The organism is Tildeniella sp., assembly GCF_059505325.1.
The window spans coordinates 22,114-47,855 of record NZ_JCACKI010000003.1 but is presented as its reverse complement, the minus strand read 5'-3'; the positions used below and the strand labels follow the sequence as shown (position 1 = coordinate 47,855).

The following is a 25,742-nucleotide window of genomic DNA, read 5'->3' as shown; positions in this document are numbered from 1 at the left end:
CTTTCACAAACCAGTACAGGGAGTCTAATCCAGACCTTACTATACCGTGCGATTGGGTGAATTGCTTGTTTAGAGAAAGGGGATGAAAAATGATAGGGGAGCATTCAGCTCTTAATTGTCCAAGCGCTCTTGGACGATTGGCAAAACCCATCCATAGTACCAGAAATTAACTAGCAGGGGCGGGTTCACAGCCAACACCACCGAAAGTTGGAACACTTGAATTTGAGAGCTTTCCAGTGACCAATTCATGAACTTGCTGATTTGAAAGTTGTGTGGGTTTTACCTCGATCGTGGTTTTTCCACCCCGGTTAACCTGGATAATCGTGTCTGCCCAGTAAAATTGTTCTTGTGAAGGTTGCGAGTATGCTGGGTAGCAGCCTTTTGAGGCGATCGCAACTTTATGCTGTACAGCGGACACGGATGGCAGAGCCACTCCAGCCCGAACCAGCCTCGCTTCTCCTACTGGACCCCAAAGCTGAAGTTGAGTCGTGATGCAGCGTTTTCCATCCTTTAGTGGTGCAATAATGTTACCGCATACCTCAACATCCACGTTATAAAGCGGTGGATATTCTGGAATGGAAGGATTTTGCGCTTGAGTGGCTTCATTTCCGCCTCTTGTTGCGCGAGGAGTGCAACCAACGGCAAGCAGCCCCGCCAAAGTCACGACTGTCCAGTATTGAGTAGTTTTACAAGTCCACATTGGTAAATTCCCCTCAAACTTTGGATAGATGCTTAGTTTCGTTGAACGGGCGCAAATTCGCGTTGATTAGGAGGCTGAACCCATAACGTGCAGAATCCGGCAGTCGCTTTTCGGTTAGGCAGCATCTCCAGAGTGACACCCAAGCGCTTAACCTCATTGGCGCAAACAAGCTGACCATTGCGATCGCGGCTCAGCAAGTCCTGATTCCAGTTCATTAGATTACGGGCAAATAGCCCCTCAGCACTGGTTGCCCAGTCTAAAGCTTTGGCTTGCTCTAGCGTCAGTTGTCGGGGTCCGGCGGGATCAAGGGGGCGACTGGCTTGATACCAGGAGAGTCCGGCAACGCCCAAAAGTCCTCCTAATCCGGCTGTAGCCAGGAGCAATACCCCGGCTGCAAGCAATGAGGGAACCGAGTGAATAGCCCGCTCAAACTCTGTGCGACGAATCAGGGCAGAGACGGTTTGGGCGATCGCCTTTTGATGTCCTTTGATCGCCACCTTTTCGTAGGTCTGGAGCCGATCATATAACTGCGTCTGCCACTGATCAAACATGGTCTCCATCTCTTGGGGACTGTCTTCTAGCAGCACCTCTAGCCTGCCAGTCGCAACCAGCATCAAGAAGGCTGGATCATCTGGGTCAATGCCCGTTTGTACGACAATTTCCCATACTCTGGCTTTGAAAGCATCATCCTTACCGCGAATTGCCAGATCGAGCAGGGTCGGGTAAGGAATCCGATTTAGACCTTTGCCTCTGGCAGCCATTGATTCCAGAAATTGATCATCCAGATCCAGAGGTTCTTCTATTTGGCGGGGATTGCTCATAAGCCTTACCTCCCTTAGCTTGAACGTTTGCTATTGCGGGATTTAGAGCCGCTTGTTGCTGGTTCAGCCGTTTTAATGTCAGCTTCTCCAGCTTCCATTGGTGATCCATCATTCGCAGTTGGCTTTGAAGGACTGACTTCCGACTGCGAGAGTTTCCAGATGTTTGCCTGGTCGATCGCTTGATAAGCACTCTTCAGAAACGTATGGAGCCGCTGCTTCCCCAAAACGCCCAGCTCACCGCTCTCCCTGCCTGCTGAAAAAGCAAGTCGCTTGGCATCAAGGTGATCACGCTCGCGATAACTGAACTTGGGGAAATCAAGCACAGGGACTTTTTGCTTTGCCAGAAGTTGTTGTAGTTCCTCTCTAACGTCCAAGTGGGACCAGTCATCACAGAGTCCCCAGTTGCGGACAAAAACATGCTGCACTTTGCCATCAAACTGCTTTAAAGATTGGATGAAAAGCTGCACACTGTCATAGCCGCCGGTGCAGATAAACCACTTGCAGATACTAACTCCATGCTGCGCTCCCATCTCCAGCACCCCGTTGCGCTCAATCCAATCAGTAACGGCTGGAAAGACCTGAGCTGGGAGATTCACAATCACCGGAGTTTTGATCGCTAGGTCAAAAATGCGATCGGCATCGTAGGCTTTCCGTTCGGCTTCGCTAAAGATTGCTCGCTCACACCCTTCAGGGTAGACTTCACCCACATCAGGATTACTACGATCGGCTTCTACCAACACATAGGGAAGCTGGCGATCGATGCAATATTGCACCATTACGCGAGCAAACAAAGACTTACCGACACCGCCTTTTTCACCATCAATGAAATGAATGATTGCCATTGCACTCTCCTATTGCCACATCGTTCGGGTTGCTCGATCAGCAGGCTTGTTACTGCCATTTTGGCGATCGCCCTTGGTATATTCGATTGTTGAGGATTCAGCAGATGGAATCGGCAGTTGTAAACATTCCCGGATATAGTCTGCCTGACGTTCCAAAGCACGACAGCAGCTCAATCCCAGTTGGCGTAGTTCTTCTTGGCTCAACAGACCTTCTGCCTGACGAGCGGCTACCATCCAAAAAGCTCTGGCGGACTCCAACATCAACTCTTTGCCCTGCCTCACGCCATCACCTTTCTTCAAAAATGCTGTTAACACACCGTCTGGAGTGTCGGTGTAAGGCGAATAGCGAAAGCTGAAATCTTCGCGTTTACGGGAGGTTTGAGCGGTCTCGTTCATGCGACCTCCGCTAACTGCTCAACAAAGTCACAGTACATTCCAAAAGCATCAATTAGACGAAAGGACAGCGCTTCAGCATCTGAACGGCTAGAGCGATAATCCAGTCCTAACAGGTCTTGTAATCGTCGCTGAAGATCAGTACCCCAATAGGTCGGGGTTCGATTGAAATAGTTCTCTAATTCATCATGGAGGTAAAGAGCAGCTCCACCAGAAATAATCACCTCGGTGACATTTGGCAGCATGGTGTCAAGCCAATCTTGCAAGCGTGACCAGTACTCCTCTCTGGCAGTCAAAATAGCAGTGACAATTTGTTCCCGTTCTAGTTTTTGTTCAGTGGGCGATCGCGTTTTTACCAGCTGTTGAAGTTGTGTATGATCAGGAATGATCTGATTGCCAATACTATAGATTGCGCTCGTTAACGAATCAGCACTTTGACCAGAGGTGCGGTTTAATACCTTAGCTACCAGTTGATGAAAGCCCAAATCGGTGGTGTTACCGATCGCCAGCTTGCCCCGTTCAAACAGCAATAGGCTGGTATTCCGATGCCCAAACATCAGCACAGCCAGCGTTTGTTGCTGGAACCACTCTGCCCCATTCTGCATGACCCGTGCCATTGCCAAGCCACCTCCCTCTGGGCGACACTCAAAGGCTGCTAACTTGACCTGAAGGCGTTCACCGCGAAAGCTGTAGTTTTTGAGCTGTTGTTTCAGGAGTTGCTGAAAGCGTTGAGCATTCTGGTATTCGCCGTAGGGTAACAGAGCAGAAATGGCAATAGAGAACTTACGAGGTAGATCCATGTGCTGGACGATTGCTCCTACGGCTGCCAGCACTTTATATAACGCCCGTTCGTATTTCACCTCATTCATCCGCACGGCTGCCAAAAACTGACGCGCTAAATAACCAACCACCTGACACTGCTGACTAGCAACACATTGAAGCCAAACATCATCTTCAGGTCGGGTGATACCAAGACTTCCTCTGGTTCTCAAGTGGGCATCAATTGAACTCAAGCTGAGTTCAATCACTTCAGGCTCCATGAGCAGCAATCGAGGTCTGCCATCCGCCAAGTGATAGATCACTTTACTGAGTGAGGAGCCTGGATCGAAAGTCAACGTGAGGTCAGACATCACGGGTTGATCAGTAATGGTTAACGTTTCCTCAACTTAGCGAGCACTGATTGAATACTCATCATCCATGTGGATAAAAAAGAGAACCCCGGATTTCCTCTCCCGCAGGAGTTCACAATTTGCCACAGTTTCCCTCAATGGTTCGTCTCCATCCTCATTTGACCACCCGATTAAGGCGCTGAATTCCTAATAAGCTGGACTTGTTGACACTCAATAACCTCAAATGTCCACAGCTTTATCGCAGCATTCCACCCATGAACCACATTCTTACAGCAGACTACAGTACCCGTTCAAAACCCAGGATGCAGAGCAAGCCATGTTGTAATGTATATTCATATACCGGAATAAAAATAATGGTGTTATTGCAACACCCGTGAGTTTTGTTTGTTGTAAAAGGCTATTGCCCGATGCAGAAATCAAAAAGATAGCCGACTGGTAGATCACAAGTCAACGAAGGAACAGCAAAGCTAGAGAAGAATCTTCACCGTCTTCCTGATTGGCTGGAATGTCCTCGCAGAAACGTCCCATCAAGTTCCATATCTCCCTCAACGCTAAGGAGAAAGAGCAGGTGCGCTGTATGGCGACAGAGCACAACCTGACGATGGCAGAATTGTTTCGTGCCAAGACATTAAAAAATCAGCTCCCCCGGCGCGTAACTCGAATTGCGGGTCTGACCTACTGGGAACTCACCAAAATCAGTGACAGCCTGAACCAAATTGCTAGGGCGGTACTTGCGAACACAAAGGCTAGCACCAACACCACTGCTCCACTTCAAGCAACTCCGATCGTGGTCGATCAGGAGTTGTTGAATCAAACCAGAAGTCTCTTGAGCCAAATACGGCGAGAACTGACTGACCTGGAATTCATGACAGAGATAGAAGAGGAATCGTGATCGGCAAACAAATCAAAGGTCGGAGCTTCAGCAAATTGCTCAATTATTTGTTTGGCAAAGATGGAGCCAGCTTAATTGGCAGCAATATGGAGGAAACAACCCCGCGTGGGTTAGCAGCGGAGTTCCGATTTTGCCGACAGTTAAACCCCAGGGTGAGTCGATCGGTCTACCATGCCTCCCTGAGTTTGCCCTATACCGAGCATCTGGAGAATGACACCTGGCACGATATTGCCCAGAAATATCTCCAGGCAATGGGCTTTGACATGAACCAGTATGTAGTTGTGCGGCATAGCGATCGCGACCATGATCATGCTCACATTGTCGCCAGTCGAATTCGGTTGGACGGAACAACCGTTTCCGATCGCTGGGATTATCGCCGGAGTGAAGCCGCTATTCGCCAGTTGGAACAGGACTATGGGTTGCGATCGCTCCACTCAAACCAGGAAAAAATCAGCCGTAGCCCTACTACTGGAGAACAGCGATTACTGGCTCGAACTGGTGAGGAAAGTATTCGAGTGCAGCTTCAGCGATCGCTTGATCAAGCCACTCAATCTCCTATCACTATGCCTCAGCTCATTGGGCAGCTCCAGCAAAACGGCATCAGTGTTCGGATTCGCGATCGTCAAACTGGTGAGATAACAGGCATCAGCTACGAATTAAATGGTATTGCTTTCAGTGGCACTCATCTGGGCAAAGCCTATACCTTCCAAGGCTTGCAGAGATACCGAGGAGTGAACTATGACTCACATCGAGATGCGGAATTAATTAAAAAACTGGTAGAGCAACCGGTTAATTCATCAACTACCAGTGGAATCGATGCAGACTCGTTAGTGCAGGTATCGAATAGAGAAGAGAACCAACGGGACGATAATGCAGCGAAACATCGCCAAAAATCCAAATTACCAAAACAACGACAACGAGAGTTAGAACTTTGATAGTCAGGGCAGCTAACGCCACTCAAGGAGTAGCAATGCTCTTGGCTTAACTGCGATGAATGTCAATCTGCGACAAATGACGATCCGATTTCTCAGGCATATTGGCTTTGTGTCAGGTGCTAAAATCTGGCTACGGATATCTTGGGATCTTCCTGTAAAACTCATTCCTGACAACTGGAACTGCTACTGGAAGAACAATCAACTGATCTACAGTCATTACATTTTTTGTGGCAGCATCACTCCCCAGGGCTTTACCCTCTATTGCTGCACTCAGGGTGGGCGCGATCGCCAGGGTAATACCTGCTGGCAGCTCACTCCCAAACGCTATGCAGATGGATGGGCACTTGCATTCAAGTTTTCCTCTTTGGGTGCAACGGTTAGTTTCTACCCCAACCAGCCTGATAAAGGAATTAGCAACAACCACGTCAGGCAATGCCAGTGTTTGTTCTATGAAATTGATGACTTGCCTTTGGCAAACCAATACATTGTATTGGAAGAATTTAAGCATGCAACGGGCTTGGAACCAGCAGCAGTTGCATATACCGGAGGAAAATCACTCCACATGTATTTCAGATACAAGATTAAATTCTGTTCAAAAGGTAGAAATCTTTGATTTGTATATTCCCAAACTTTACTTATTCTGCACTTTTTCCAATTCTTCTTTCAGCTTTCTGCATTCTTCAGCTAACGGAATACCGAGTTCACTTGCAATCACGAATGCCTGCTCACAACATTCTAAAGCACAATCTACTTGTCCTAAGACTTGATACAATTGCGCTAGCTGTTTAAGAGCCTCAGCTTGATTACTTGTTGCGCCAATCTCCGTAAAAATTTCTAGACTTGATTGTAATTTTTCTAGAGCTTCTGAATATTTCTCAGTCTTTATTAATGGATGTGCCCATCCCATAAGCATCTCTCCTTCTGCGGCTTGGTCACCAAGTTCATGAACAACTTCTAAGGCTTGCTGATAGAAGTTAATTGCCTGTTGATAATCGCCTAGATCGCTATAGCCTTGACCTAGAACGCCCAGAACCTTACCCTCTGTCGGTTTATCTTCAATCTTACGTGCCATCGTCAAGCATTGCTGATAGGTGTCCATTGATTGTTGATAGTCATTCAACACTTTGTATGCAATACCTAGAATGACTAAAGCTTCACATTCTTGATGATGGTTTCCAGTCTCACGGAAGATTATCAAACTTTGCTGAGAGCATTCAATAGTCTGCTGATAATCGCCTAGAAGTGAGTAGGAAAGAACCAGGTTGAGCAATACCTTACCCTCCATTTCCCTATAACCAAACTTATGAGCAATTGGTAGAACTAGCTGCTGATAGTGGATTGCCTGCTGCGGATCTCCTAATAGAACATAGGTGTGCCCTATATTGATCAAAGCAACACTTTCTCCCCAATGGTCCTGAATTTTACGAAAGACTACTAAGCTTTGCTGGTGGTAATCAATTGCTTGTTGATGATTTTGCAAATGAGAGTGGGCATGTCCTAAGCTACCTAGAGCAGAGGCTTCCCACTTCAAATGACTAATATCACGAGCAATTGTCAAGCATTGCTCATAACAATCGATTGCCTGCCGAGAGCCATTTAGCGATAAGTAACTATTTCCTAGATTTAGCAGAGCACTACACTCTTCATCTTGATGCCGAATTTCACGCGCGATTGCCAATTGTTTCTGATGGTAGTCGATTGCCTGCTGATAGTTGCCCAAAGTTAAGTGTGCAACTCCTAAATTACTCAAGATGATTCCTTCACCTTGACGATTGTCCATTTTATGCACAATCGTCAATAAATTATTTTGAAGATCAAAATATTCTCGGTAGTAGCCCCATTGTCTAATGTGCCAGCTTAAATCTTGCTCTGTAGAAAAACTCAGCGAAGTACTTGCGGTTTGAATAGCTTTTTGCCAATCCTTTACTTCATAGTAATGATGAAATGCTTCTAAATAACCCCGTACTTTTTCCAAGTTTGGCCCATCAGGAGCAGGTTGGTATGCTGTTAGCCACATTTCAGCCGCTCTCTGCTGAGCAGACTTCCATACCTCGGAATTTTTTTGCAGTAAATCGTAGGCAACATCACGAATTAGGTTATGTTGCCGGATGAGAAGTTGTTCTTGCAGAGTACCTTCTTGCTCAACCAAGGTACGATCACTCAATACACGATAAGCTTCTTGTTGCTGAAAAGGAGTTCGATCCTCAAGCATTACCAACCAAAAACTTTCAACTACAGGACGACGGTAAACGGCACTACGGCAAAGAAGATTCAATGCGTCTTCAGGCAATCGCTTGAACGAGATTTCTACCCGTTGTCGTACCCGTTTCTGAAGTGTCTGGTTATAAAGAGCGGGGTTGACCCTTTGAGATTGTAGTTCGCGGGCAACTTGTTCAAACTCACTTCCGTACCGTTCCCAATACTGGACAACGTTGCCGCCAAAATCCTTGCGAATCTCTCCGCCAATTACCCGCAATACGAGCGGATGCCCTTCGTAAGTTTGCCCAATGCGGCTGAGCAAGGCATCGTTTGTACTATCATCTGCGACTCCATATTTACCAAAAAGCTCTAACTGTTCAGTATCAGACAATCCACGTAGCGTTTGTTCACTCCAAGCGTGAGGATAATCGTCCTCAAATCGAGCAAATTCGCTCGGTATCGCTTGGGCTGTCAAAACCAAGCGACTAGGAAAATCAGAACTACTCAGGCAGCGTTGGAAAAAACCTAACCAGTGAGAATCTGTAAATTCAGTGGGGTGTTCAGGATCAAGTAACCGCTCCAGCGCATCCAGTTGTAGCCAGTATTGATGCATCTGAAGTTTTCGGAGGAGGCGATCACTGAGTCGTTTCGGGTCATTAAGTTCTTTGGGGTCAAGGTCTTTATCCCCCAGTTCTGCAAGGATCTCAGCCGCTCCTGCTGTAAAGTCCTGGCTCTGTCCCACGATATCAAAACTGACTCGATGAAAGGACACATCGGGATTTTGAAACTGCACTGCCAAACATTCTGCCAGTGCAGTTTTGCCAATCCCTGAGATTCCAGTTAGACAAAGCAATCGAGTCTGCCCATGCAATTGATTGAGGAGATCGCCGATCAGGGCATCTCTTCCTGCCCAAGTCTTCGCATCATAGGCTGAAAGGCTAGGTGGTTTAGGGACAATCTGGGTCGATCGCAGACGTTTTTCCAGTGCCCCTCGAAAATTGGTTTTACTAACCTTCTCATCTAGTGCTCCAGATAACGCCGCCCAAAGTTCCTTTCCTTCGTTTTTGATGTGCTGAGTAGCGTAGCCTTGCATCTCCTCATACCCCTTACCTGCCAAAGACTCTAGTAAAATCAGGCGTTGGATATCCGTTAAACGCTTACCAGCGTGAACATACAAAACTTGATCGGCAACACCGAGAGCTTCTTCGGGGGTCATATTTCAAGTCACAGGGCAGTTAGGAAAATTGGTTTGATCATAACCTTACTTTTTCGGAACTTCTCGTAATGACTGACTCTGAGGCAGTTTTTAGGATGAGAGCATGAATTTAAGGAGTTCATTCAAATGTCCCCAGAGCTAACGAATACAAGCCAAACCCTTTCTCCAATTGCTCCCATTGATCCTACCGCGATCTTAGAACATGGCGACTCTCCCACCGCAATTATTTTGGCAATCACCATCCTCATTGCTATCCTACTTGGCTCTTTGGCTGGACTAGTTCGAGTCACAGTCATCCTAGTTCTTCGTCAGTCCAAGTCTCATCGATAGAGTTCAAGAATAGATTGCATTTCTTTTTTCGGGGATGCGATCTATTCTTCAAACTTCTTCAGAGCTATCGCTCCAACACTTTCAGCCGTTTAATCTCTGAGCGATATGGAGCATTATCTTAACTTCAACCTGGTTGGTGAATCCCAACGCTTTCATGTGAGCCTTCCCTGGAGCAACCTCCATGCCATCAATTTCAACGCGGTTGACGCGCATCTGAAAAGTGTGGTGCCCGAAGCGATATATGATCGCACCCGAAAGCTTAAACCCAGCGAGTATACCCCCGAACTCGAAAGTATCGACTTTCACCATTGGCTCCGGCAAGCGCAAACCAATACAGGCACCGTCATGAACCCGTATCAACAAGAACTCACCAAGCTGGTTGGTGGTCAGGTTCATCATGCTGGACTCACTCAGGATGGCTACCCTTACCTGATTGTGAGGCAACCAGCTTCAGAGACGTTCTTTTATGTAATCGCCCAGGCAAATCCAGAGGGCACCAGTATTGGGTTTCTGCATATCACCGAACGAACAGGAAACATCACCTGAGAACATCAAAATCCTTTCCTACGAACTCCTTCAGGCACTAGACTGGAGGATTTTTTATTTCTACGCTATGACTCCTCAATTGCATCTTCTCAATTGGGGGATGGGAGTTGAGAGCACAGCAATCCTGGTGCGTTGGCTACTGGAGCCTCAATCCCGTCCCTTCGATCGCTTCCAAAATCTAATCGTGTTGACCGCGCAAACTGGCGATGAGATGGATGAAACCAAATACCTTTGTGAGACTCATCTCTTCCCACTAATGCGGGAGCACAGGGTTCGATTGGTGCAAGTTGCCAAAGCCTCTGCCAGTAAACTGGATGGCTACATCATTCTCAGTGACACTCAGCAGCCCTACGAACTGCACACCGAAGGATACTTTCCCCTCAGCCGTGATCTGCTTCAGTCTGGAACCGTCCCTCGATTAGGGCGACCTCACATCTGTGCTCAACGTTGGAAAGGGGAAGTGCTTGATGCCTGGATCTCAGATCACATTACAGAAGCCTTTGGTCCCTATTTGGGTTACAACGCGGATGAAACAAAACGGGCAGGTAAAGCCGATGGCTACACCTGTCAGGGGCACCCGTTTCTCTACCCTCTCATCGAATGGGGATGGACACGGGATGATTGCATTGAATATCTCTATCGTGCTCTGGGAGTTCTATGGAGGAAATCTGCCTGTAGCTACTGCCCGTTTCAGCAAAAACAAGCTGCGATCGCCCGCTACAATCGTGACCCGAAAGCCGCAGGGTTCACACTGCTGATGGAGCTAAACGCTCTGGCATTTAATCCTCGAATGCATCTATTTTCATCAGGCACTGCTTACGATCTGATAGTGAAAAGCAGTAACCAGGCTGCCCTTGCTGAATTGGAGCAGCTCTTACGCCAGTTACAGTGGGCAATCTATCACGTTCAACGCACTTACAAGCAATTAACTGGGAAAAACGGCAAGCCCTACGTCAATTCCGATCGCAAGGTGGTTCTGGTAGACGAAGGCGACAAAGCTCAGATGGAGTCCAAGTTAGAGACAATTTGCCATCGTCATCATGCCTCAATAGAAGATCTGCACGGCAAACGGTGCTATCTCCACCGACGACAAGAAGGCGTTTATCCGGCTTTCGAGGAGTTTTACGTTGTGGCTCCCAAGCTAGCGAAAAACAAATGCCGTAACCTGAAAGCCTTTGAGCAAAATTGGCGAGAACTGACAGAACCCGCTAAACCTGTTCAGTTGACTCTCTTTGTTCCCTAACCTAAGCCCAGACAAGATGGCTGCGATCGTGATAGAGCTTCCGCTCCAGGCAATATAGGCGGGCTGCCAGCTTTAAGCAGGTCTATATGCTCTCGCCTGTTCACCAACATGGAGCGGTCTATGTCTGAATCACTCAACTCAAATCCTCCAACTTTCGTAGTGGTTAAGGTCGATGAACCTTTACCGTGGTCAGAACCGGAGACTTTCTATCCCATTTTGCCAACAGAAGAACCCCACACCTACGGTACGCTTCAGCGTGCAGTGGAACTGGTTGCCTCGTTGATTGAGGACTTTGGGTACACCACCCAAAATACTCGGATTTATCGACTTGTGCCTGTTGCTGACGAAGACACGTTGCCACTCATCCAAAACGCTCTGACGAATCTACAACAAGACGGTGAGTAGCTCATGTTCTTCTACTTTAGTGGGCTTTCTAGCACGAATGATGCCCTGATGCTGCGACAGGCAGATGTACAGCGAGTCCTTGTGAATCCAACCAAGATTCATCTGGTTCAAGGATTTCAACGGGTGGCTCTAGACTCTAATGCCTATAACCATTTCAGGCATGGCATCACATTAGATGTGATGCACTATTTGGAAGTCGCCGTCTCAGGGAATTACGTTTGGGTTAGCGCTCCTGATGTTATCGGAGATCCAGAAGCAACTTATCAAAACTGGATGGCTGCACGCCAATGGCTCCAGCAAAACTTTAGGAAACCACCTGTCAAAATGATTCCGATCTGGGGTTGGGGAACGCCCAAGAAATATCTCGACTACTACCTGCAATGCAGCAAGATTGTGGGCATTGGTGGATTAGTAATGTTAATGCGTCAGGGCAAATCTGAGGATCTAGAGGAAAAAGCGATCGCTTATCAAATGCTGCGTCAATTGAAAACCCTCTGTCAGCAATATCCTCAACGGTTTCACATCTATGGGTGCAATTGGACAGTTGCCCTCAATCACTTGCGGTATCTGGCTTACAGCGCAGATAGTAGCCTTGCTTGGGACGGTGCTCGCTATGGATTGATTATTCATATCCGTAACGGTAAACTAATTCGCACACCTGCCTGGAAATTAGGGTTTGAAGGTCACCGGGAAGCTCGGTGTATTGTATGTGCCAGAAGCATTCGACGGTTTATGGCACAGAGGTAGGGCGCTATCGCGCTGGTTCATACAGCGTGATCAAGGCTACCCCTATGCAAACTCTGACAACCAGTTCTACGAATCACTCAGTACCACTGACAATCACCCATCCTGATCTCTCTCTTGAATCCGAGCAATCCTCAGAAGACATTAATCCAGGCACTCTGATGATTTTGGCAGACATCGAAGCAGAACGAGACTATTACGAATCTTGTGGGAGATGGTAATCATGACCTTGCCTCTGGCTCAACAATCTCTGGCAGGACTCTCTCAAGCAGCAGCAGCACTCTGGGATCTGCTCACTCATTCCCAAACAGTTGAGGAGGAAGCAGAACTTCTTGCAGCGATTTGGGAAACCCAGGAAGCACAAGAAGACGCGATCGATCTTCACGCCGAGCTGGCATTTCAGCTTGATGCTGAGATTGCAGGTGTCAAACAACGGCTGGAACACCTGAAAGCAGTCCATCAGAAAGCCCTCGATCGCCTGGAACGATGGCGACAGGCCCTTGATCAAAGTATCCTGGAGCAAAACCTAGCCGGGGGGCTGCCCGATGAAGTCGTCGGACGTTCACTCCGCATCACCATTCGCGAAAATCCTCCCAGTTGTGAGCTACTGGTGGACGCAGAAGACTTACCAGATGAGTTCCGCAAAAAGAAAGTCACTTACGCTGCCGACAAGAAAGCGATCATTGCTGCCTGGAAGAGAGGCGTTCCGGTCGATGGCACCCATATCGAACGCAGGCGGCGCGTCATTTATGCACTGACCGCTACGGCGATTCAGGACTTCAAAAACTCACTTTTGGCAGAGCAATAAACCCTTTCGTCAGCCAACAGCAAGGATGCGCCTCTGCTGCTGGCTAATTTTTGCATTGTCCTGGCTACCGCCATGTCAGCCAGACCATTAATTTGTCTCTGCTATGAAATGGCTAACACCAGAAGAGGCGATTCTCAAAATGAGAGGCTCCGCCAACACTGCTGCAAATTTAACAGCGACAACAACTAAATTGGATGCGTTGGCGAAGCCTCTCGGAACGAGAATCGCCAAAAGCACTAATGGCAAAAAGACGGCTGAAGAGCGTTTTCAAGCGCTTGGGCTGTTGTTCGATCGGGAGCATTACGAAGCAAGTCATTCCAAACGATTGCAGCAAGCTGAACAGAAAGTTTTAAACGAACAACTGGAAGTGCATCGGTCGGCAAAAACCCTCGATCGCCTGCAACAACTCACCCTCGCCTGGAAAGATACTAAACGTTCCTCCCCATTTGCATTTCCCCTGCTTGTTGAACGTTTAACGTTGCGGATGTCTAACGAAAGTTTGCTAGAGCGCATCCAACGCATAAAACAGCAAAAGGAGAATAAATGATTCTCTAGACTTATGCAAACTGCTAGAGATAACTGTGTGTTTGCCTATCGGAAGTAGATTCTGGAACCGATGGCTCATTTGTCTGAGCGGAAGTGTCAGGATAAACCTGGGGACTGATCAAATTTTTAGCTTCTGCTTCTACGGCTCGTTGTCCTGGTTGATTTAGTGGTTCTCTGGGCGCTTGAAGATGCAAGTGTGCTTGTGCCATAGCTGCTTGCTCAAACAGCCTTATTTGGGAGTCTTTTTCTTCTATTTCTCTTGCTCGGAGCAACAATTGTTCTCGCAAATTTTCATTCTCGCCTTTAAGCGTATTAATTTCATCGTTAACTTTTTCAGTTTCCTGCTGAAGTTTGGTTATTTGTTGGCTCTGCGTGTTCAGTTGTCTTTCATTAATTGTTAATTCCTCTTCCAACTTCGTAATCTCGACATTTTGTTGCATCACGGGGGCGCTATCAGCTGGTTCATCCTTGCCATTCGTTGAACTATTGTTCCCAGGTTTTTCTTCAGGTAGATTATCTGGAGGAGTCGGCTTAGACTCAGGAACCTTAGATTTAGCAGCAAGATATTTTATGATATCTCGGACTTTTCTGAGAGAATCACGGTCAGCAACGGACAGAGTGATTAAACTAGATTCAACTTCTTTCTCAGCAAGGCCAAGCAGAGTTGATGAGGAAGAAGTCTCGCTTTGACTGTGCTGATGTAATCGGTCAATGGCATCCTCAAGACTTGCTGCATAAGCTTTTTGAACTTGATCCTCAAATAACTTTTCAGCTGTTCCCAAAAAAGAACGAGTTAATTGAATTCGTCGGCTTTTCCTTGTCTTACTTGTCCGTAATTCGAGTCTCAGTTTTGCTTGAACCTCCTCACTCCCTATCTTCAAATCTTGAAGTGTGTTTGTAATTCTCTGTTGACTATCCTGGCTAGAATTAGCAAATAGTTTGACAAGTTGAATCAGTAACCAGTATTCAATGTCTGAGCAGTTAAGTTCTTCTACATTTTGGTCTTTAGATTTTTCTTCCTCTAGTTCTGCCTGTTTTCGACGAATGATTCGATTAGCCCGAACCAAATCCTGTCTATTGGATGCATGCAACGGAGAGAAGCATATCATCATTTCTCTAACTGCATTAAATGGAAAAGCATATCCGCTGAATAAACCAAATACTAACCATAAAATAGGTAAGAGCGCCAGGATGAAAAAGGCTAAGACATAATTCCATACTCTTTGCTTAGTACTCAGATCTCCAGCCTGAATACCCAGCAAACTTCTCCATTCTTTGTTTTCATCATGAAATTTTGTGTTGAGAGCTTTAATGTCTCTATACTTTTGAAAGACCTGAATACTTGCTTCTATAGGAATTGCTACACTTTGGTTATCGGAGTTTGGGTGATCTTCTGAAGCATTGACAATTGCACAAACTTTATCACTATATCGACTTAATAATGGAGAGCCACTCAACCCTCCCCAAACAATTCCACCTTTGAATCTATAAAGGTATTCTCTTTCCTGAAGATTACCGTACCGCCGCCCTTCATAGCGAGCAGTTACCTCAAGTCCTCCCGTTTTTTCTGCATATCCATAAACGAGAAGTGGATCGTCTTGACTGGGTTCCACAAAATCGAAGGCAACGCAGGGATGCTTGGGAACATTACTTTCCAATTGCAGTAAAGCTAAATCCAATGAGTTGTTTCTAATAGGTCCAATAACTCTAGCTTTCAAATTATGTGGAGAGGGATCATACCAAACCACATTGATGGGATTTTTTTCTACATCCTCTACCACATGATGACAAGTGAGTATATAGCCTTTAGCAACAAAGAAACCTGTCCCTGTTTTACCAGAGGCAATGTGAACCGTACATTTTCGCAGTAACTCAGCCAGTTTATCTGAGGTTTTCGTTGACATTGTCTTACTTGATGTATTGAGGTGAATTATCTGTGCCTTTATTTGTTTGATTCATCCCAATTAAGCGTTACTTTTAGAGACGTTTTACTAGTCAACTTACCAAGAATTGCAACAAGATTGCCTGACTCTAACCCAAACTCCAACCCAAATTCTACGCTGCACCGATTTGCTTTAACATCCTGCCTCACATCTTCTACGGCTGTGGCAATTTCCGTAGCGATGACTCTAATTTGCTCTTTAACCTGCCTGAGCGGAAGCGGTCTATCAGGTGATCTTGGAGTTAGACCACCAGTTTCAGTAATTGGAGTTGCCTCTACACGAACAAGTACACCATTTTCGAGTTGAACCTGAACCAGTTTTGTTTGCTCCATAAAGACTCCTAAATTTCGCTTATACACTAATCTATATCCCTAAATTTTACCTTGGGAGTAACTTTTATGAAAGCTGATGACGGGGGTTGGGGAGTAACAGAACAGTGAACCGACTCAAGGACGTTTAGCGATCGCCCAACCCTTCAATCCAGCTTGGGTTGCTCCCGCCTACAATACCCTTGCCTTGGTCACTGGTTGTGTCGATAACGCCAGAGCCAGACAATCGATCGTTCAAATATTAGAGAACAACAACCACCAATTCACACCTCGCACCTGGTATCTGGATTGTGGCAATTCCCGACGCAGTGGACAAGTTCTCTTAGGCTCTCACCTTTCCACCAAACCCGATGATTATCAGTTTGGCGCATTGGGATGCTTTCGGCTCCCTGCCCCTATCATCCAACAACCCGACCTGCTGATTCCACAACCAGGGGAAATAGAGGATAACAGCCTCTCCTGTGAACAACTTGCCTCACTGAATAGCCAATCTCTCAGCATTAGTCAGCGGGTTGCGGCTGAAGCCTTTGATTATCTGTTGCAGTTGACCACCGGGAAGCTGCGACGGTTCGCCACCTACTTTGATCTAGAGAGCGGCAGTGGGCAATCGCTCTACACGACCCAAGCCAGTGTCATTCAAGCAATCCATCAGTCTTCAAATTAATCATCGCTCACTGCATAATTTTCCATTGTGCTGGAACTTTTTACTCGATCAGTCCTGCTCGCATTGCCAATACGGCTGCCTGAGTGCGATCGCTGGCACATAATTTGCTGAGAATACTACGGATATGCACTTTGACGGTACCAAGACTCATATAAAGTTGTCCCGCAATCTGATTATTGGTGTAGCCCTGCACTATCAATTCCAACACTTCCAACTCTTTGTTTGTTAATGGATCAGCCTCTAAAATCGTTGACTGTTCAGCGTCAAGGGCAGCGATCGTGACAGTCCTACAAGCAGTGGACTTTGTCGCTAATACAGCCTGCTTGGCATATTTGAGAATCACATGGGCAATAGTAGAGTCAATCCAAAGCTGCCCTTCAGCCGTAAGACACACCACTTCCGGCAAAAACTCGAAGCGCGTCGTTTTTACAAAATAGGAATCCGCCCCTACAGCAAACGCATCCAAAACGACCCGTTCGGTTGTAAATGCTGTCACCATTAAGAGCTTTGTGCGAGCAGCGTCATCAGCGCCGACGGAAAGCCGAAATTTCTGGATCAGTTCGGTTCCGCTCATGTCAGGCAGATCAATATCGATAATGGCAACATCTGGTTTTGTTGTCTGAAGCAGCTTCAACCCAGCCGTAGCAGAAGCAGCTTCACCAACCAAGGCAATTCTTTCACAGCTATGGAATGCACCGCGCATTCCCAAACGAGTTAGACTATGGTCTTCCACAATGACGGTTTGAATCTTCTTCATGATGATCTGAATGCGGATTGCTAATGATGTTGAAATAGATTCAGGCAGAATCGGCATCACAAAATAGCTCAACTAAATTGTCATTTAGCTGAGTCTTAGACTCGCATACGACAAGAACGTCAGTGGTAGACCAACCCTAAGGATCACAGCTAGACGGTAGTGACCTCCCTTAGCTTGCCATTTCAGCACAGCTAAAACAAGCACTTATCCTACAAATGCTGTGAAAATACCACTTTATAATACTAAATCGCTTCTTTTGAGGACTAATTAGAAAACCAGAGAAAATTAACGCCCTACTTTCAGCGCCCTACAGCAGCTTACAAGGCAAGTTACCCCAAAAATGAACAGCAGCAGCTTCAAGTCGCCTGCTGCCAAAACCGCCTTCTACAATGAGTACAGGTGTTAATGACAGTCGATCGCTGGTATCTGGTTAGTAGAAATCAGTACGGCACAGTTATTGCTGGTGTCGTCAAGTCACCAAAGCTGAGTTATTTAAATCTAGTGTAAAGTTCCAGCTTCTGTTTGATAGGTAACTATAGTGTTTGCATGAAGCGTCTGTGTTTTCACTGTAAGTTCACCGAAGTAGGAGCTAAGGTATACCTTGTTGTACTTCCTGACTGTGAGCTATATGCCAGTTCAGAAACAGACGATAGACGCAGCACCACCGAATCAGAAACTAGAGCATGAAGACCACGTAGAAGGTGCTTGTCGTCCTACCTTTTACATGCATGCAGACTTATTAGCGGCTCTCGAAGCTCAATGTGCCATCGAAGGCGATAAGAAACGATCGCCGTTCTTAGCAGAGCTACTGAGCTTGTTGCTAACTTCCCCTGTGGGGCAAGAACTACGTGAGCAAGCAAAGGTTCATAGACGCACACTGGTCTATGAGTTAGAGCGCAATCTCGTCCTTTTTAACGAACATCTGCCGACAGAGCGGATCAAAGAATTAGCTGAGCAAAGTCAGCGACATCCGGATCAAATGCTAGTACGTTTGGTTCTCATCGGGCTGAAAGTTTACGAACGATCCATCGCCCGTATGGAAACAGAAATCGAGACCAGCAAAGAGCTGCTCTAGCCTTTAAAGTCAGCGAAAAGTTCCGGATTGTTATATGAATTCGCTGTACTTATTTATACAAGCATCTATTGATACTTAGACGAGTAGTTACTTCGCTATGCTCATTGAACTACCGCTGACAAGCCCACTTCTCCTTGTTAGCCACCCTTAACCTACTCAACTACCGTACTTAGCGTGTTAGTTAAAGCACTAGTTGAACCTAGTAGTATAGCCGTCGAACAAGCGTCAGTTTGCCTCTCCCAAGGCGGCTCAAGGAACGCCTATGTTCTTACAGGAGCAAGCGTTGCTGCTGCACAACCAAGCACATAGCGTGATGATACATGCATTCATTTCCCCCCAGTGGAGAGCATGAGGATAAGCATCACTGTGAGACAACGCAACACTGCCTATTTTGCTCACATCCATGCATACAAACTCTTCAAGTCCTTACTCCAGGATTTTGATCCTGGGGTCTCTGCCAACGGAGTGTCAGTGGCTCCAACAGATTCTTACCACCAATGGCTATGCAGTATCAATAGCCGAGCCTGATGGACAACTTGAGCAAGCTCCCTTTGATCTAGTGATTCTCCATGCCATCCTTCCAGACCTAAGGCACAGAGCGCTGATCCAACAAATTCGCCAGCAGCAAATGGCATCCTTCATTCCTGTCTTGCTAATCACTGCCAATGATTCATTGAGCCTGCTTCGCAGTCTGGAGACGGAGGCAAATGACTTCATGGCAGCACCAGCGGAACCAAACCATCTGCTCAATCGAGTGCAAGTGCTGCTCAAATGGAAGCAGCTGATGGAGGAGTTAATCCAGCTTAACCAGCAGCGGGAAGATTTTGTCGCCTGTCTGCTACATGACCTACGCAGTCCACTCAGCGCTACAAATCAAGTACTACGGCAAATGCTACAGGGTGTATTTGGCAACACACTACCAGAACTTGAGTTGGTATTAAACCAGATAGCAGAGAATAATCAGTCCCTCATTCTAATGGTTGAAACTCTACTGGACAGTTATCGCTACGAGACTGGGCAGCAGTCCCTCAATTTTCTTCCGGTCGATCTAGCTGCATTAAGTCAGCAGATCGTCGATCAAATGTCACCGCTGGCAACCCAGAAAGGCTTAGCCTTGACGTTGCACCTGGAAGTAGAGCCAGGGCAAGAACCGCCTGTCATGATAGTTCTTGGCGATCACACAGCACTTTACCGGCTGCTCCTCAACCTTATTAGCAATGCCATTCAATATACAGAGAGCGGCTCGATCGAAGTACGGCTCTATTCCTCCGTCAGTACGCAGCCATCTACCAGGGAGCAGATCACTATTGAAGTAGCAGACACTGGCAGTGGTATTCCTACTGAGGGAATGGAAACGATCTTTGAACGTTTTCAACAGTCTAGCGCTGCTAGAAGAGGCTATGGTTTGGGCTTGTATCTCTCAAAGCAGATTGTCGAGTCGCATCAAGGAAGCCTTACAGTGAGAGTCAACCAAGGCAGAGGTAGCGTGTTCACGATCCGGCTTCCCACACGCCCTACTAACTGAAATTTAATTTATCTAGCGCATCACTCCATGTCAGCGCGGTGGCGTATGAGCATTGTGACCATAATGCTCATACGCCACTTTGATGCACGGTGTAAGGAATGCTTGAGGCAGTGATCGAGAACCGTCACACTTACAGAACTGGTAACATTAATCGATGCCACTGACGAGGATTGGGTGTTGGGTGCCCCAATTAATGAAATAAGAGCGCGTCACTCCGCTTCACCAATGAGTGTGAATGCAGCCCAGTTTAATGGTTGCGGATATTTATCGCGGGTGGACAGCATTGCCTTTCGTAGCGCCTGGGCTTTGTCTAGCTTGCGCTCCCGCCAGTTGCGATAAAACTCGGTCATCAAGAAGGCAGTGGAATCATCGGGTACTTTCCACAGGGAGACAATGACGCTGGGGACTCCAGCGACGAAGAGCGATCGCGATAACCCAATGACTCCATCGCCCGTAATATCACCGCGTCCGGTGTCGCAAGCACTGAGTACCACGAGATTGGCATTCAGCTTAAGGTCGAAGATTTCACCGGAGGTCAGCAAACCATCGTTGGGCTGGTTGGTGCCGTTGGGAGCCAGCGCGATCGCACCAGGAGTATCACCTTTGAAGCCATCCAATAGCCCATGCGTTGCCAGATGGATGATGCCTGCGTTCTGCATTTTCTGGACAATCGCATCTTTTTTAGCGTCGTTTCCAGTGATAGCTTGAGTATTGAGTTGCTTGGCGATCGCCTTGGCTTCCGTTTCGGAACCAGCAAGGGGAGCAAGTTTATGGGGTGGATTACCAATGATCGTGGTGACAGTAGGCATGGCGGGATTGCCCACCACAAGAGCAGGGCGATTACCTTTGGGCAGGGCTTGGGCTGTTTTATGGGTGAGGTCGAGGGTTTGGATGGAAGGGGCAGTGAGGATGGTGTGTTGGGTAATCAGGGGTTGGTTTTGGGCGTTGAGCAAGGCAGGGAAAGGCACGAGGAAAAGTTCGCCTTGAGGCATGAAGATGACACGATCGTTTTCGTTCTTAAGCAACAGATCGGCGATTGGCTCAATCAAGAGTTGATGGAGTTGGCGGAGGGCGCGATCGCGCTGTTCTCGCAGTTCCTGTTCTTTTTCAGGTGTCAGACTGACGACAATATCACCACGATCTCTAACTCCAAGCTTGTTACGGCTGGCATTGACAAAATCATTGAGGGACTTACCCAGGGTACTAATGTCACCTTTACGAAAGTGAATGCTGCCATCGGGTTGAATAATGTAAATGTAGAGGTCTTGATCAGAAGCAATCGAGTATTGCACCAATGTTGCAGTTTGAGTTTTAGAAACTTGCTGGATCTGTGGAAGCGAGAGTTTGGCAACCTTCTGTTTAGCAATTGCGTTTTCGAGAGTTTCGCCTGAAAATCGAGCCGCGAGTAGTTCGATGAAGGCTCTGGCACGACCGCGATCAGAAGTTTCGAGAGCAGCTTCAGGTTTCTGAAGTGCGATTTGGACTTGTTGCAGGAAACGATAGGTTTTAGCTTGTTCCTCAAACAGGGATCGTCGTTGAGTGTCTGTCAGTCCAAAGCGTAGAGATTCCCAAATTTCAACTGCCTTTAATAGGCTTACCTCTGCGTCTTCTGTGCGTCTATTATTAAATAGGGCAAGCCCCAGATTGTTGAGAGCAATTCCCTGACTGTTTTGAGATTTAATTTCTTGTGCAATAGCTAAGCTTTGTTGGTGATACTCAATCGCTTTAGCATAATCACCCAAAGCGTTATATGCATTTCCTAAATTAGCTAGTGAGTTGCGTTTACCACTTCGGTCTTCAATTTCTTGCGCAATCGCTAATTGCTGTTCTTCGTAATAGATCGCTGTAGCATATTCTCCTAAATAGTAGTGAACAATTCCCAGATCGCCTAAGGCGGCTCCTTCACCCTGTCGGTCTTTGATTTGCTGCGTAATAGCTAAGCGTTGTTGGTGATGTTCAATAGCCTTAGTATAATTGCCTAGAGCATTGTAAACATTACCCAAATCGCCTAGAGCACTGCTTTCAAGCTGTGGGTCTTTGATTTGCTGTGCGATGGCTACACGCTCTCGATGGTACTCAATGGCTTTAGCATAGTTACCCAAAGAAAAGTAAACGCTACCCAAGCCACCTAGTGTATTACCTTCAAGCCGTGGGTCTTTGATTTGTCGTGCAAGAGCTAAACTTTGTTGATGGTAATTAATAGCTTTAGCATAGTTGCCCAAAGACCAGTGAACACGTCCTAGATTACTTAGTGAAGCTCCTTCGCCCCGCTGATCTGAAATTGCTCGAAAGACATCTAAACTCTGTTGATAGTACTTGATAGCTTCAGTGTAATTGTCTAGAGACCACTGAGCATTGCCCAAGCCACCTAGTGTATTACCTTCAAGCTGTGGGTCTTTGATTTGCCGTGCAAGAGCTAAACTTTGTTGATAATACTCGATAGCTTTCGCATAATTACTCAGAGTATAATAATCAATGCCTAGATTATTCAATGAGGCTCCTTCGCCCCGTGGATCATTGGTCTTCCGCGCAAGAGCTAAACTTTGCTGGTGATACTCGATAGCTTTGGCAGAGTTACCCATTGTGAGATAAATACTTCCTAGGTTGCCTAGCGCATCACCTTCACCCTGTGGATCTAGGATTTGTCGAAAGATATCTAAACTCTGTTCGAGATACTCGATGGCTTTGAAAGAGCTACCCAAAGACCAGTAAGCACTTCCCAGCATATTTAGTGCTTGCCCTTCGCCCCGTTGGTTCTGAATTTCCCGCATGACTACTAGAGTCTGTTCAAAGTACTCAACGGCTTTGGCAGAGTTACCCAAGGCATCATAAGCACTTCCCAGATTACCTAGTGCATTGCCTTCGCCGCGTCGGTCGTTAATAGAGCGGTAAATCTGTAGGGCTTCTTGCAAGAACTGCAAGGCTGACTTAAATTGCCCTATTTTATATTGCTGAACACCTTGCTGCAACAACCGATCGCCCTCTGCTTTCTTCTCACTAATTGTCTCCTGAGCGATCGCCCCCTGATTACGCTCGCCTATCACCACCGCGATCGGCAAGGAGAGAACCAGAGGCGCAATGGCTAAACCAAATAGCTTGAGCGTGGGATGCATCCAAAAACTTCCATAGAGAGCAAGATTCGTTGTTAATCTATCACTCTTCGCTGTTGGAGGTTATGCACTCCTGTACCCAGGCGCGATCGCTCTCTGACAATGCGGGTTCTGGTATGGGTTGAGTGTAGTCAATCCGCAGATCGAAATTTCCTTGTTCATAAACCGTGTGTAAAAGCGGCTGTCAATCAACCAGTATTTCTAAATTCTTATTTCACCACCTCTAGGATGGTGGAAATGGCGGCAAGTTGCCTACGATTGATAGCGTTCATGTCTCGGCTCACAGTGATATCGCTGCGCGTGTTGCGATCGCCATCGCCCATCAGCGCTTCCACAAAGCCCAATTCCTCCTCCCCAGAGAGAGCCAACGGTGCTCTAGAGCCAGCCTCTGCCCCACGCCCAGCGGCGATCGTTTGTAAGCCCTTGAGCGCATCACGAATCGGTTTCTCGCTTGCCAACACCAGGACTTCCAGCGATCCAGTCCCCTCCAGCGTAAAGATATAGCTATCGCCCTGGACAGGCGTGAGCAAGGTTTGTCCGGCACCCAACAACGCTTCACTTTCTGCCGAATTCCAGTAAGGATAAAGGGGCGTCAGTTTCCCACTTTCACCAATCCCAATGACTGCGACATACAAATTGCGCTTTTCCTGGTTGCGAATTTGCACCTGTACCGTCGTCCCTTCCTTGAAGGTTTTGGGTGTAGTCGCAATACGGCTCCCTTTCGGCACTACGGCAATATCTACTTTATAGGCTGAGGACTGCCCAACCAGCACCACATCACTACCCGTCACCAGTTTCAGCAGCTTCCCTGCCAAGAGCGATTTGAACCGTCCCGCTAAACGATCGATCGCTGCCTGTGCCGTTTCACCAGGTTGATCACTGAAGGTTGGGGCGATCGGACGCAGCCCTGTCAAAAACAAGCCAACAGTCTCAACGTTTGGTAAGACAGCACCTCGCTGCGTTTGCCCACGCTTAACCTGTTGCAACACGGCTGGAGTTAACCGTCCTAGAATACAATCAGCACCTTGCTCAACACTGACGACTTGTACTCGCTCCAATTTTTGCAACGCGGCTTTTGCTGCCTCCAACTGGTTGCCCAAAGACGCATCCAAACTCACGCGCAATTTCAAATCAGTGGGCACACCGCGTATTTTTTCCCGCAGCACGGTGCCTCGTTGCAAATTGCTCAACTGACCCGATCGCACTTTGCCCGTTGCCGTTAACCCAGTGCGACTGGTTTGCTCCAGTTCTGCAATCTCATTGCCGTTGGCATCAATCACTGCCCACAGCCCACCTTTGCTACTGGCTGCCAAACTCAACGAAGAGGTGCCCCCCAGCCAGTACTCCACCTGTCCATCTGGTTTGACAGTACGCACGACTGCTTCTGCCCAGGGCTGATTCGGAGTGAGGAAATAGGCTCGTTTTTCTTCGTTGCTAACTGGATTGGCGGCAAAGAGGGGGAATTGCTCCACGGGATATTTGGTGTTGGCAGCTAAATCTTTGGTGCTACGAGCCAGGTTGACAAACGCCGACTTAATGGATTCCTTTGTATCCGATTGCCAGAGGTAGCGAGTCAGCAGGTAGGTAAAGGCTCCAGCATGGAATGTTTCGTTATCGAAGGCAGCATCAGCCGCGTATTGGTCAAACTGGGCAGAGCCGATCGCCACGCCTTTGGCAATCCCTTGTTTCCGCAATGCCAACAACTTCGTTTCGTCAAGGTCTTTCATCAGACGGTGTTGCAGTTCCAGTTCTGCTGGACTGGGTTTCGCGTAGCGATCGCCATCCACCCGCGACGGCACCGCGCGAAAGGTGAGTCCACCACGAGTGCCGCCCCCCGAATGGCAGCTATCAAGGACGGCTGTGACCAACTCGGTTTTGAGCGATCGCGTCAAGAGAAACAATGTCTTTCCCATAATGTCTTGCACAATAGCAGGGTCACTGGTGAGGCGATCGGTGGGCACCATCGTCCCGTTCAGGCGATCGGTATTGGGCATTTTCTCACCATTGATAATCAGCTCTGGAATGGGGTATGGATCAATAATGCGGGAACCATGCCCAGAGTAATGAAAGACAACCACGTCCCCAGACTTCGCTTGACCGAGGTGAGTTGTGAACGCCGTCAGGATATTGTCGCGCGTTGGTTTGAGGGGTTCAGAGTCTGTCACAGCCAATCTTTGATCTGCTACTACCAAAATATCTTTGGGGTTGAAGCCAAACCGATGCACCAGCAATTCCCACTGCAACTCCACATCGGTTAAACACCCTTTGAGGTTGGGAATCTTGTCTGGATAGGCATTCACCCCCACCAGTAGCGCCAACTTCCGCCCTGGCGTACCCTGCGCCAGAACGCGCCCATACTGCTCTGCCCGCTGTCGGATATCCCACTGGCTCAACCCCAGGCTTGCCAGAGTTGCACCAGCCGCTTGCAGAAAATGACGACGCTTGATGGGGGACATAATGGAACCGTTCTCCTGTAAAAATATGGATTGGTTTTGCAGCAAGCGCTTTGTCCAGAGGCATGGCTCTAAGACATCCAACAGCATATCCCTCCGGCACTTGGGAAGGTTTTGCAGCGATTAGCCAACAGCT

At 47.4% G+C, this 25,742-nt stretch carries 24 protein-coding genes and 1 pseudogene; 13 read left to right on the top strand and 12 right to left on the bottom strand.

Annotation, left to right across the window (positions count from 1 at the left end):
- Positions 1 to 166: 166 nt before the first annotated feature.
- The 5 genes from AC5JO6_RS01090 to AC5JO6_RS01070 are packed head-to-tail and all read right to left on the bottom strand — an operon-like array spanning position 167 to position 3,886.
- On the bottom strand, positions 167 to 700 hold the full coding sequence (locus AC5JO6_RS01090; protein ID WP_496079186.1) for a hypothetical protein: 534 nt from the start codon (positions 698 to 700) through the stop codon (positions 167 to 169).
- Between the two features lie 32 nt (positions 701 to 732).
- The gene (locus tag AC5JO6_RS01085) at positions 733 to 1,521 is read right to left on the bottom strand and encodes a DUF6753 family protein (RefSeq protein WP_496079185.1); all 789 of its coding nucleotides are present in this window, start codon (positions 1,519 to 1,521) and stop codon (positions 733 to 735) included.
- Positions 1,522 to 1,535: 14 nt separating this feature from the next.
- Positions 1,536 to 2,363 (bottom strand): P-loop NTPase family protein, encoded by an 828-nt coding sequence (locus AC5JO6_RS01080; RefSeq protein WP_496079184.1) that lies wholly within the window; start codon positions 2,361 to 2,363, stop codon positions 1,536 to 1,538.
- A gap of 9 nt (positions 2,364 to 2,372) precedes the next feature.
- Positions 2,373 to 2,759: a hypothetical protein gene (locus tag AC5JO6_RS01075; protein WP_496079183.1), complete on the bottom strand. Its 387-nt coding sequence runs from the start codon at positions 2,757 to 2,759 to the stop codon at positions 2,373 to 2,375.
- Positions 2,756 to 3,886: a ParM/StbA family protein gene (locus AC5JO6_RS01070; protein ID WP_496079182.1), complete on the bottom strand. Its 1,131-nt coding sequence runs from the start codon at positions 3,884 to 3,886 to the stop codon at positions 2,756 to 2,758. The genes AC5JO6_RS01075 and AC5JO6_RS01070 overlap by 4 nt, the downstream gene beginning before the upstream one ends.
- 505 nt (positions 3,887 to 4,391) lie before the next feature.
- On the opposite strand from AC5JO6_RS01070, the gene AC5JO6_RS01065 reads away from it, so the two are divergent.
- From AC5JO6_RS01065 to AC5JO6_RS01055, 3 genes are read left to right on the top strand one after another with little or no spacing between them, the layout of a single operon-like run.
- Positions 4,392 to 4,778, top strand: coding sequence for a plasmid mobilization protein (locus AC5JO6_RS01065; protein ID WP_496079181.1), 387 nt, complete (start codon positions 4,392 to 4,394; stop codon positions 4,776 to 4,778).
- Positions 4,775 to 5,713, top strand: coding sequence for a relaxase/mobilization nuclease domain-containing protein (locus AC5JO6_RS01060; protein ID WP_496079180.1), 939 nt, complete (start codon positions 4,775 to 4,777; stop codon positions 5,711 to 5,713). The genes AC5JO6_RS01065 and AC5JO6_RS01060 overlap by 4 nt, the downstream gene beginning before the upstream one ends.
- A 55-nt stretch (positions 5,714 to 5,768) precedes the next feature.
- Positions 5,769 to 6,326 carry a hypothetical protein gene (locus AC5JO6_RS01055; RefSeq protein WP_496079179.1) on the top strand — a complete coding sequence of 186 codons (558 nt, stop codon included), beginning with the start codon at positions 5,769 to 5,771 and terminating at the stop codon, positions 6,324 to 6,326.
- A gap of 18 nt (positions 6,327 to 6,344) precedes the next feature.
- Here AC5JO6_RS01055 and AC5JO6_RS01050 read toward each other — a convergent pair whose 3' ends face one another.
- On the bottom strand, positions 6,345 to 9,128 hold the full coding sequence (locus AC5JO6_RS01050) for a tetratricopeptide repeat protein (RefSeq protein ID WP_496079178.1): 2,784 nt from the start codon (positions 9,126 to 9,128) through the stop codon (positions 6,345 to 6,347).
- Positions 9,129 to 9,563: 435 nt separating this feature from the next.
- Between AC5JO6_RS01050 and AC5JO6_RS01045 the strand changes: the two genes are divergently transcribed.
- From AC5JO6_RS01045 to AC5JO6_RS01015, 7 genes are all read left to right on the top strand, one after another.
- Positions 9,564 to 10,004 (top strand): hypothetical protein, encoded by a 441-nt coding sequence (locus AC5JO6_RS01045; protein ID WP_496079177.1) that lies wholly within the window; start codon positions 9,564 to 9,566, stop codon positions 10,002 to 10,004.
- Positions 10,005 to 10,071: 67 nt separating this feature from the next.
- On the top strand, positions 10,072 to 11,247 hold the full coding sequence (locus tag AC5JO6_RS01040; RefSeq protein ID WP_496079176.1) for a hypothetical protein: 1,176 nt from the start codon (positions 10,072 to 10,074) through the stop codon (positions 11,245 to 11,247).
- Between the two features lie 120 nt (positions 11,248 to 11,367).
- Positions 11,368 to 11,652, top strand: coding sequence for a hypothetical protein (locus AC5JO6_RS01035; RefSeq protein WP_496079175.1), 285 nt, complete (start codon positions 11,368 to 11,370; stop codon positions 11,650 to 11,652).
- A 3-nt stretch (positions 11,653 to 11,655) separates the two neighbouring features.
- Positions 11,656 to 12,399: a hypothetical protein gene (locus tag AC5JO6_RS01030; protein WP_496079174.1), complete on the top strand. Its 744-nt coding sequence runs from the start codon at positions 11,656 to 11,658 to the stop codon at positions 12,397 to 12,399.
- 44 nt (positions 12,400 to 12,443) lie between these two features.
- Positions 12,444 to 12,617 (top strand): hypothetical protein, encoded by a 174-nt coding sequence (locus AC5JO6_RS01025; protein ID WP_482037689.1) that lies wholly within the window; start codon positions 12,444 to 12,446, stop codon positions 12,615 to 12,617.
- Between the two features lie 2 nt (positions 12,618 to 12,619).
- A complete protein-coding gene (locus tag AC5JO6_RS01020) occupies positions 12,620 to 13,204 on the top strand; it encodes a siphovirus Gp157 family protein (protein ID WP_496079173.1) in 585 nt (194 codons plus the stop codon).
- Between the two features lie 103 nt (positions 13,205 to 13,307).
- Entirely contained in the window at positions 13,308 to 13,751 is a 444-nt protein-coding gene (locus tag AC5JO6_RS01015; protein ID WP_496079172.1) for a hypothetical protein, read from the top strand.
- A 22-nt stretch (positions 13,752 to 13,773) separates the two neighbouring features.
- On the opposite strand, the gene AC5JO6_RS01010 is transcribed toward AC5JO6_RS01015, so the two are convergent.
- Complete coding sequence (locus tag AC5JO6_RS01010; RefSeq protein ID WP_496079171.1) at positions 13,774 to 15,654, bottom strand: S1 family peptidase; 1,881 nt, start codon at positions 15,652 to 15,654, stop codon at positions 13,774 to 13,776.
- Positions 15,655 to 15,692: 38 nt separating this feature from the next.
- On the bottom strand, positions 15,693 to 16,025 hold the full coding sequence (locus AC5JO6_RS01005; protein WP_496079170.1) for a CU044_2847 family protein: 333 nt from the start codon (positions 16,023 to 16,025) through the stop codon (positions 15,693 to 15,695).
- A 184-nt stretch (positions 16,026 to 16,209) separates the two neighbouring features.
- Between AC5JO6_RS01005 and AC5JO6_RS01000 the strand changes: the two genes are divergently transcribed.
- A complete protein-coding gene (locus tag AC5JO6_RS01000; RefSeq protein ID WP_496079169.1) occupies positions 16,210 to 16,686 on the top strand; it encodes a ubiquitin-activating E1 family protein in 477 nt (158 codons plus the stop codon).
- A 40-nt stretch (positions 16,687 to 16,726) separates the two neighbouring features.
- Here AC5JO6_RS01000 and AC5JO6_RS00995 read toward each other — a convergent pair whose 3' ends face one another.
- On the bottom strand, positions 16,727 to 17,443 hold the full coding sequence (locus tag AC5JO6_RS00995) for a LuxR C-terminal-related transcriptional regulator (RefSeq protein WP_496079258.1): 717 nt from the start codon (positions 17,441 to 17,443) through the stop codon (positions 16,727 to 16,729).
- Between the two features lie 628 nt (positions 17,444 to 18,071).
- Between AC5JO6_RS00995 and AC5JO6_RS00990 the strand changes: the two genes are divergently transcribed.
- Both AC5JO6_RS00990 and AC5JO6_RS00985 read left to right on the top strand, forming a co-directional pair.
- Positions 18,072 to 18,518: a hypothetical protein gene (locus tag AC5JO6_RS00990; protein ID WP_496079168.1), complete on the top strand. Its 447-nt coding sequence runs from the start codon at positions 18,072 to 18,074 to the stop codon at positions 18,516 to 18,518.
- A 403-nt stretch (positions 18,519 to 18,921) separates the two neighbouring features.
- Positions 18,922 to 20,043, top strand: a complete 1,122-nt coding sequence (locus AC5JO6_RS00985; RefSeq protein ID WP_496079167.1) for a hybrid sensor histidine kinase/response regulator — start codon at positions 18,922 to 18,924, stop codon at positions 20,041 to 20,043.
- A 209-nt stretch (positions 20,044 to 20,252) separates the two neighbouring features.
- Here AC5JO6_RS00985 and AC5JO6_RS00980 read toward each other — a convergent pair whose 3' ends face one another.
- From AC5JO6_RS00980 to AC5JO6_RS00970, 3 genes and pseudogenes are all read right to left on the bottom strand, one after another.
- Positions 20,253 to 23,156, bottom strand: coding sequence for a CHAT domain-containing tetratricopeptide repeat protein (locus tag AC5JO6_RS00980; RefSeq protein WP_496079166.1), 2,904 nt, complete (start codon positions 23,154 to 23,156; stop codon positions 20,253 to 20,255).
- 40 nt (positions 23,157 to 23,196) lie between these two features.
- Positions 23,197 to 23,325, bottom strand: a pseudogene (locus AC5JO6_RS00975) (DUF4058 family protein); the annotation flags it as partial.
- Positions 23,326 to 23,362: 37 nt separating this feature from the next.
- Complete coding sequence (locus AC5JO6_RS00970; protein ID WP_496079165.1) at positions 23,363 to 25,696, bottom strand: caspase family protein; 2,334 nt, start codon at positions 25,694 to 25,696, stop codon at positions 23,363 to 23,365.
- Positions 25,697 to 25,742: the final 46 nt, after the last annotated feature.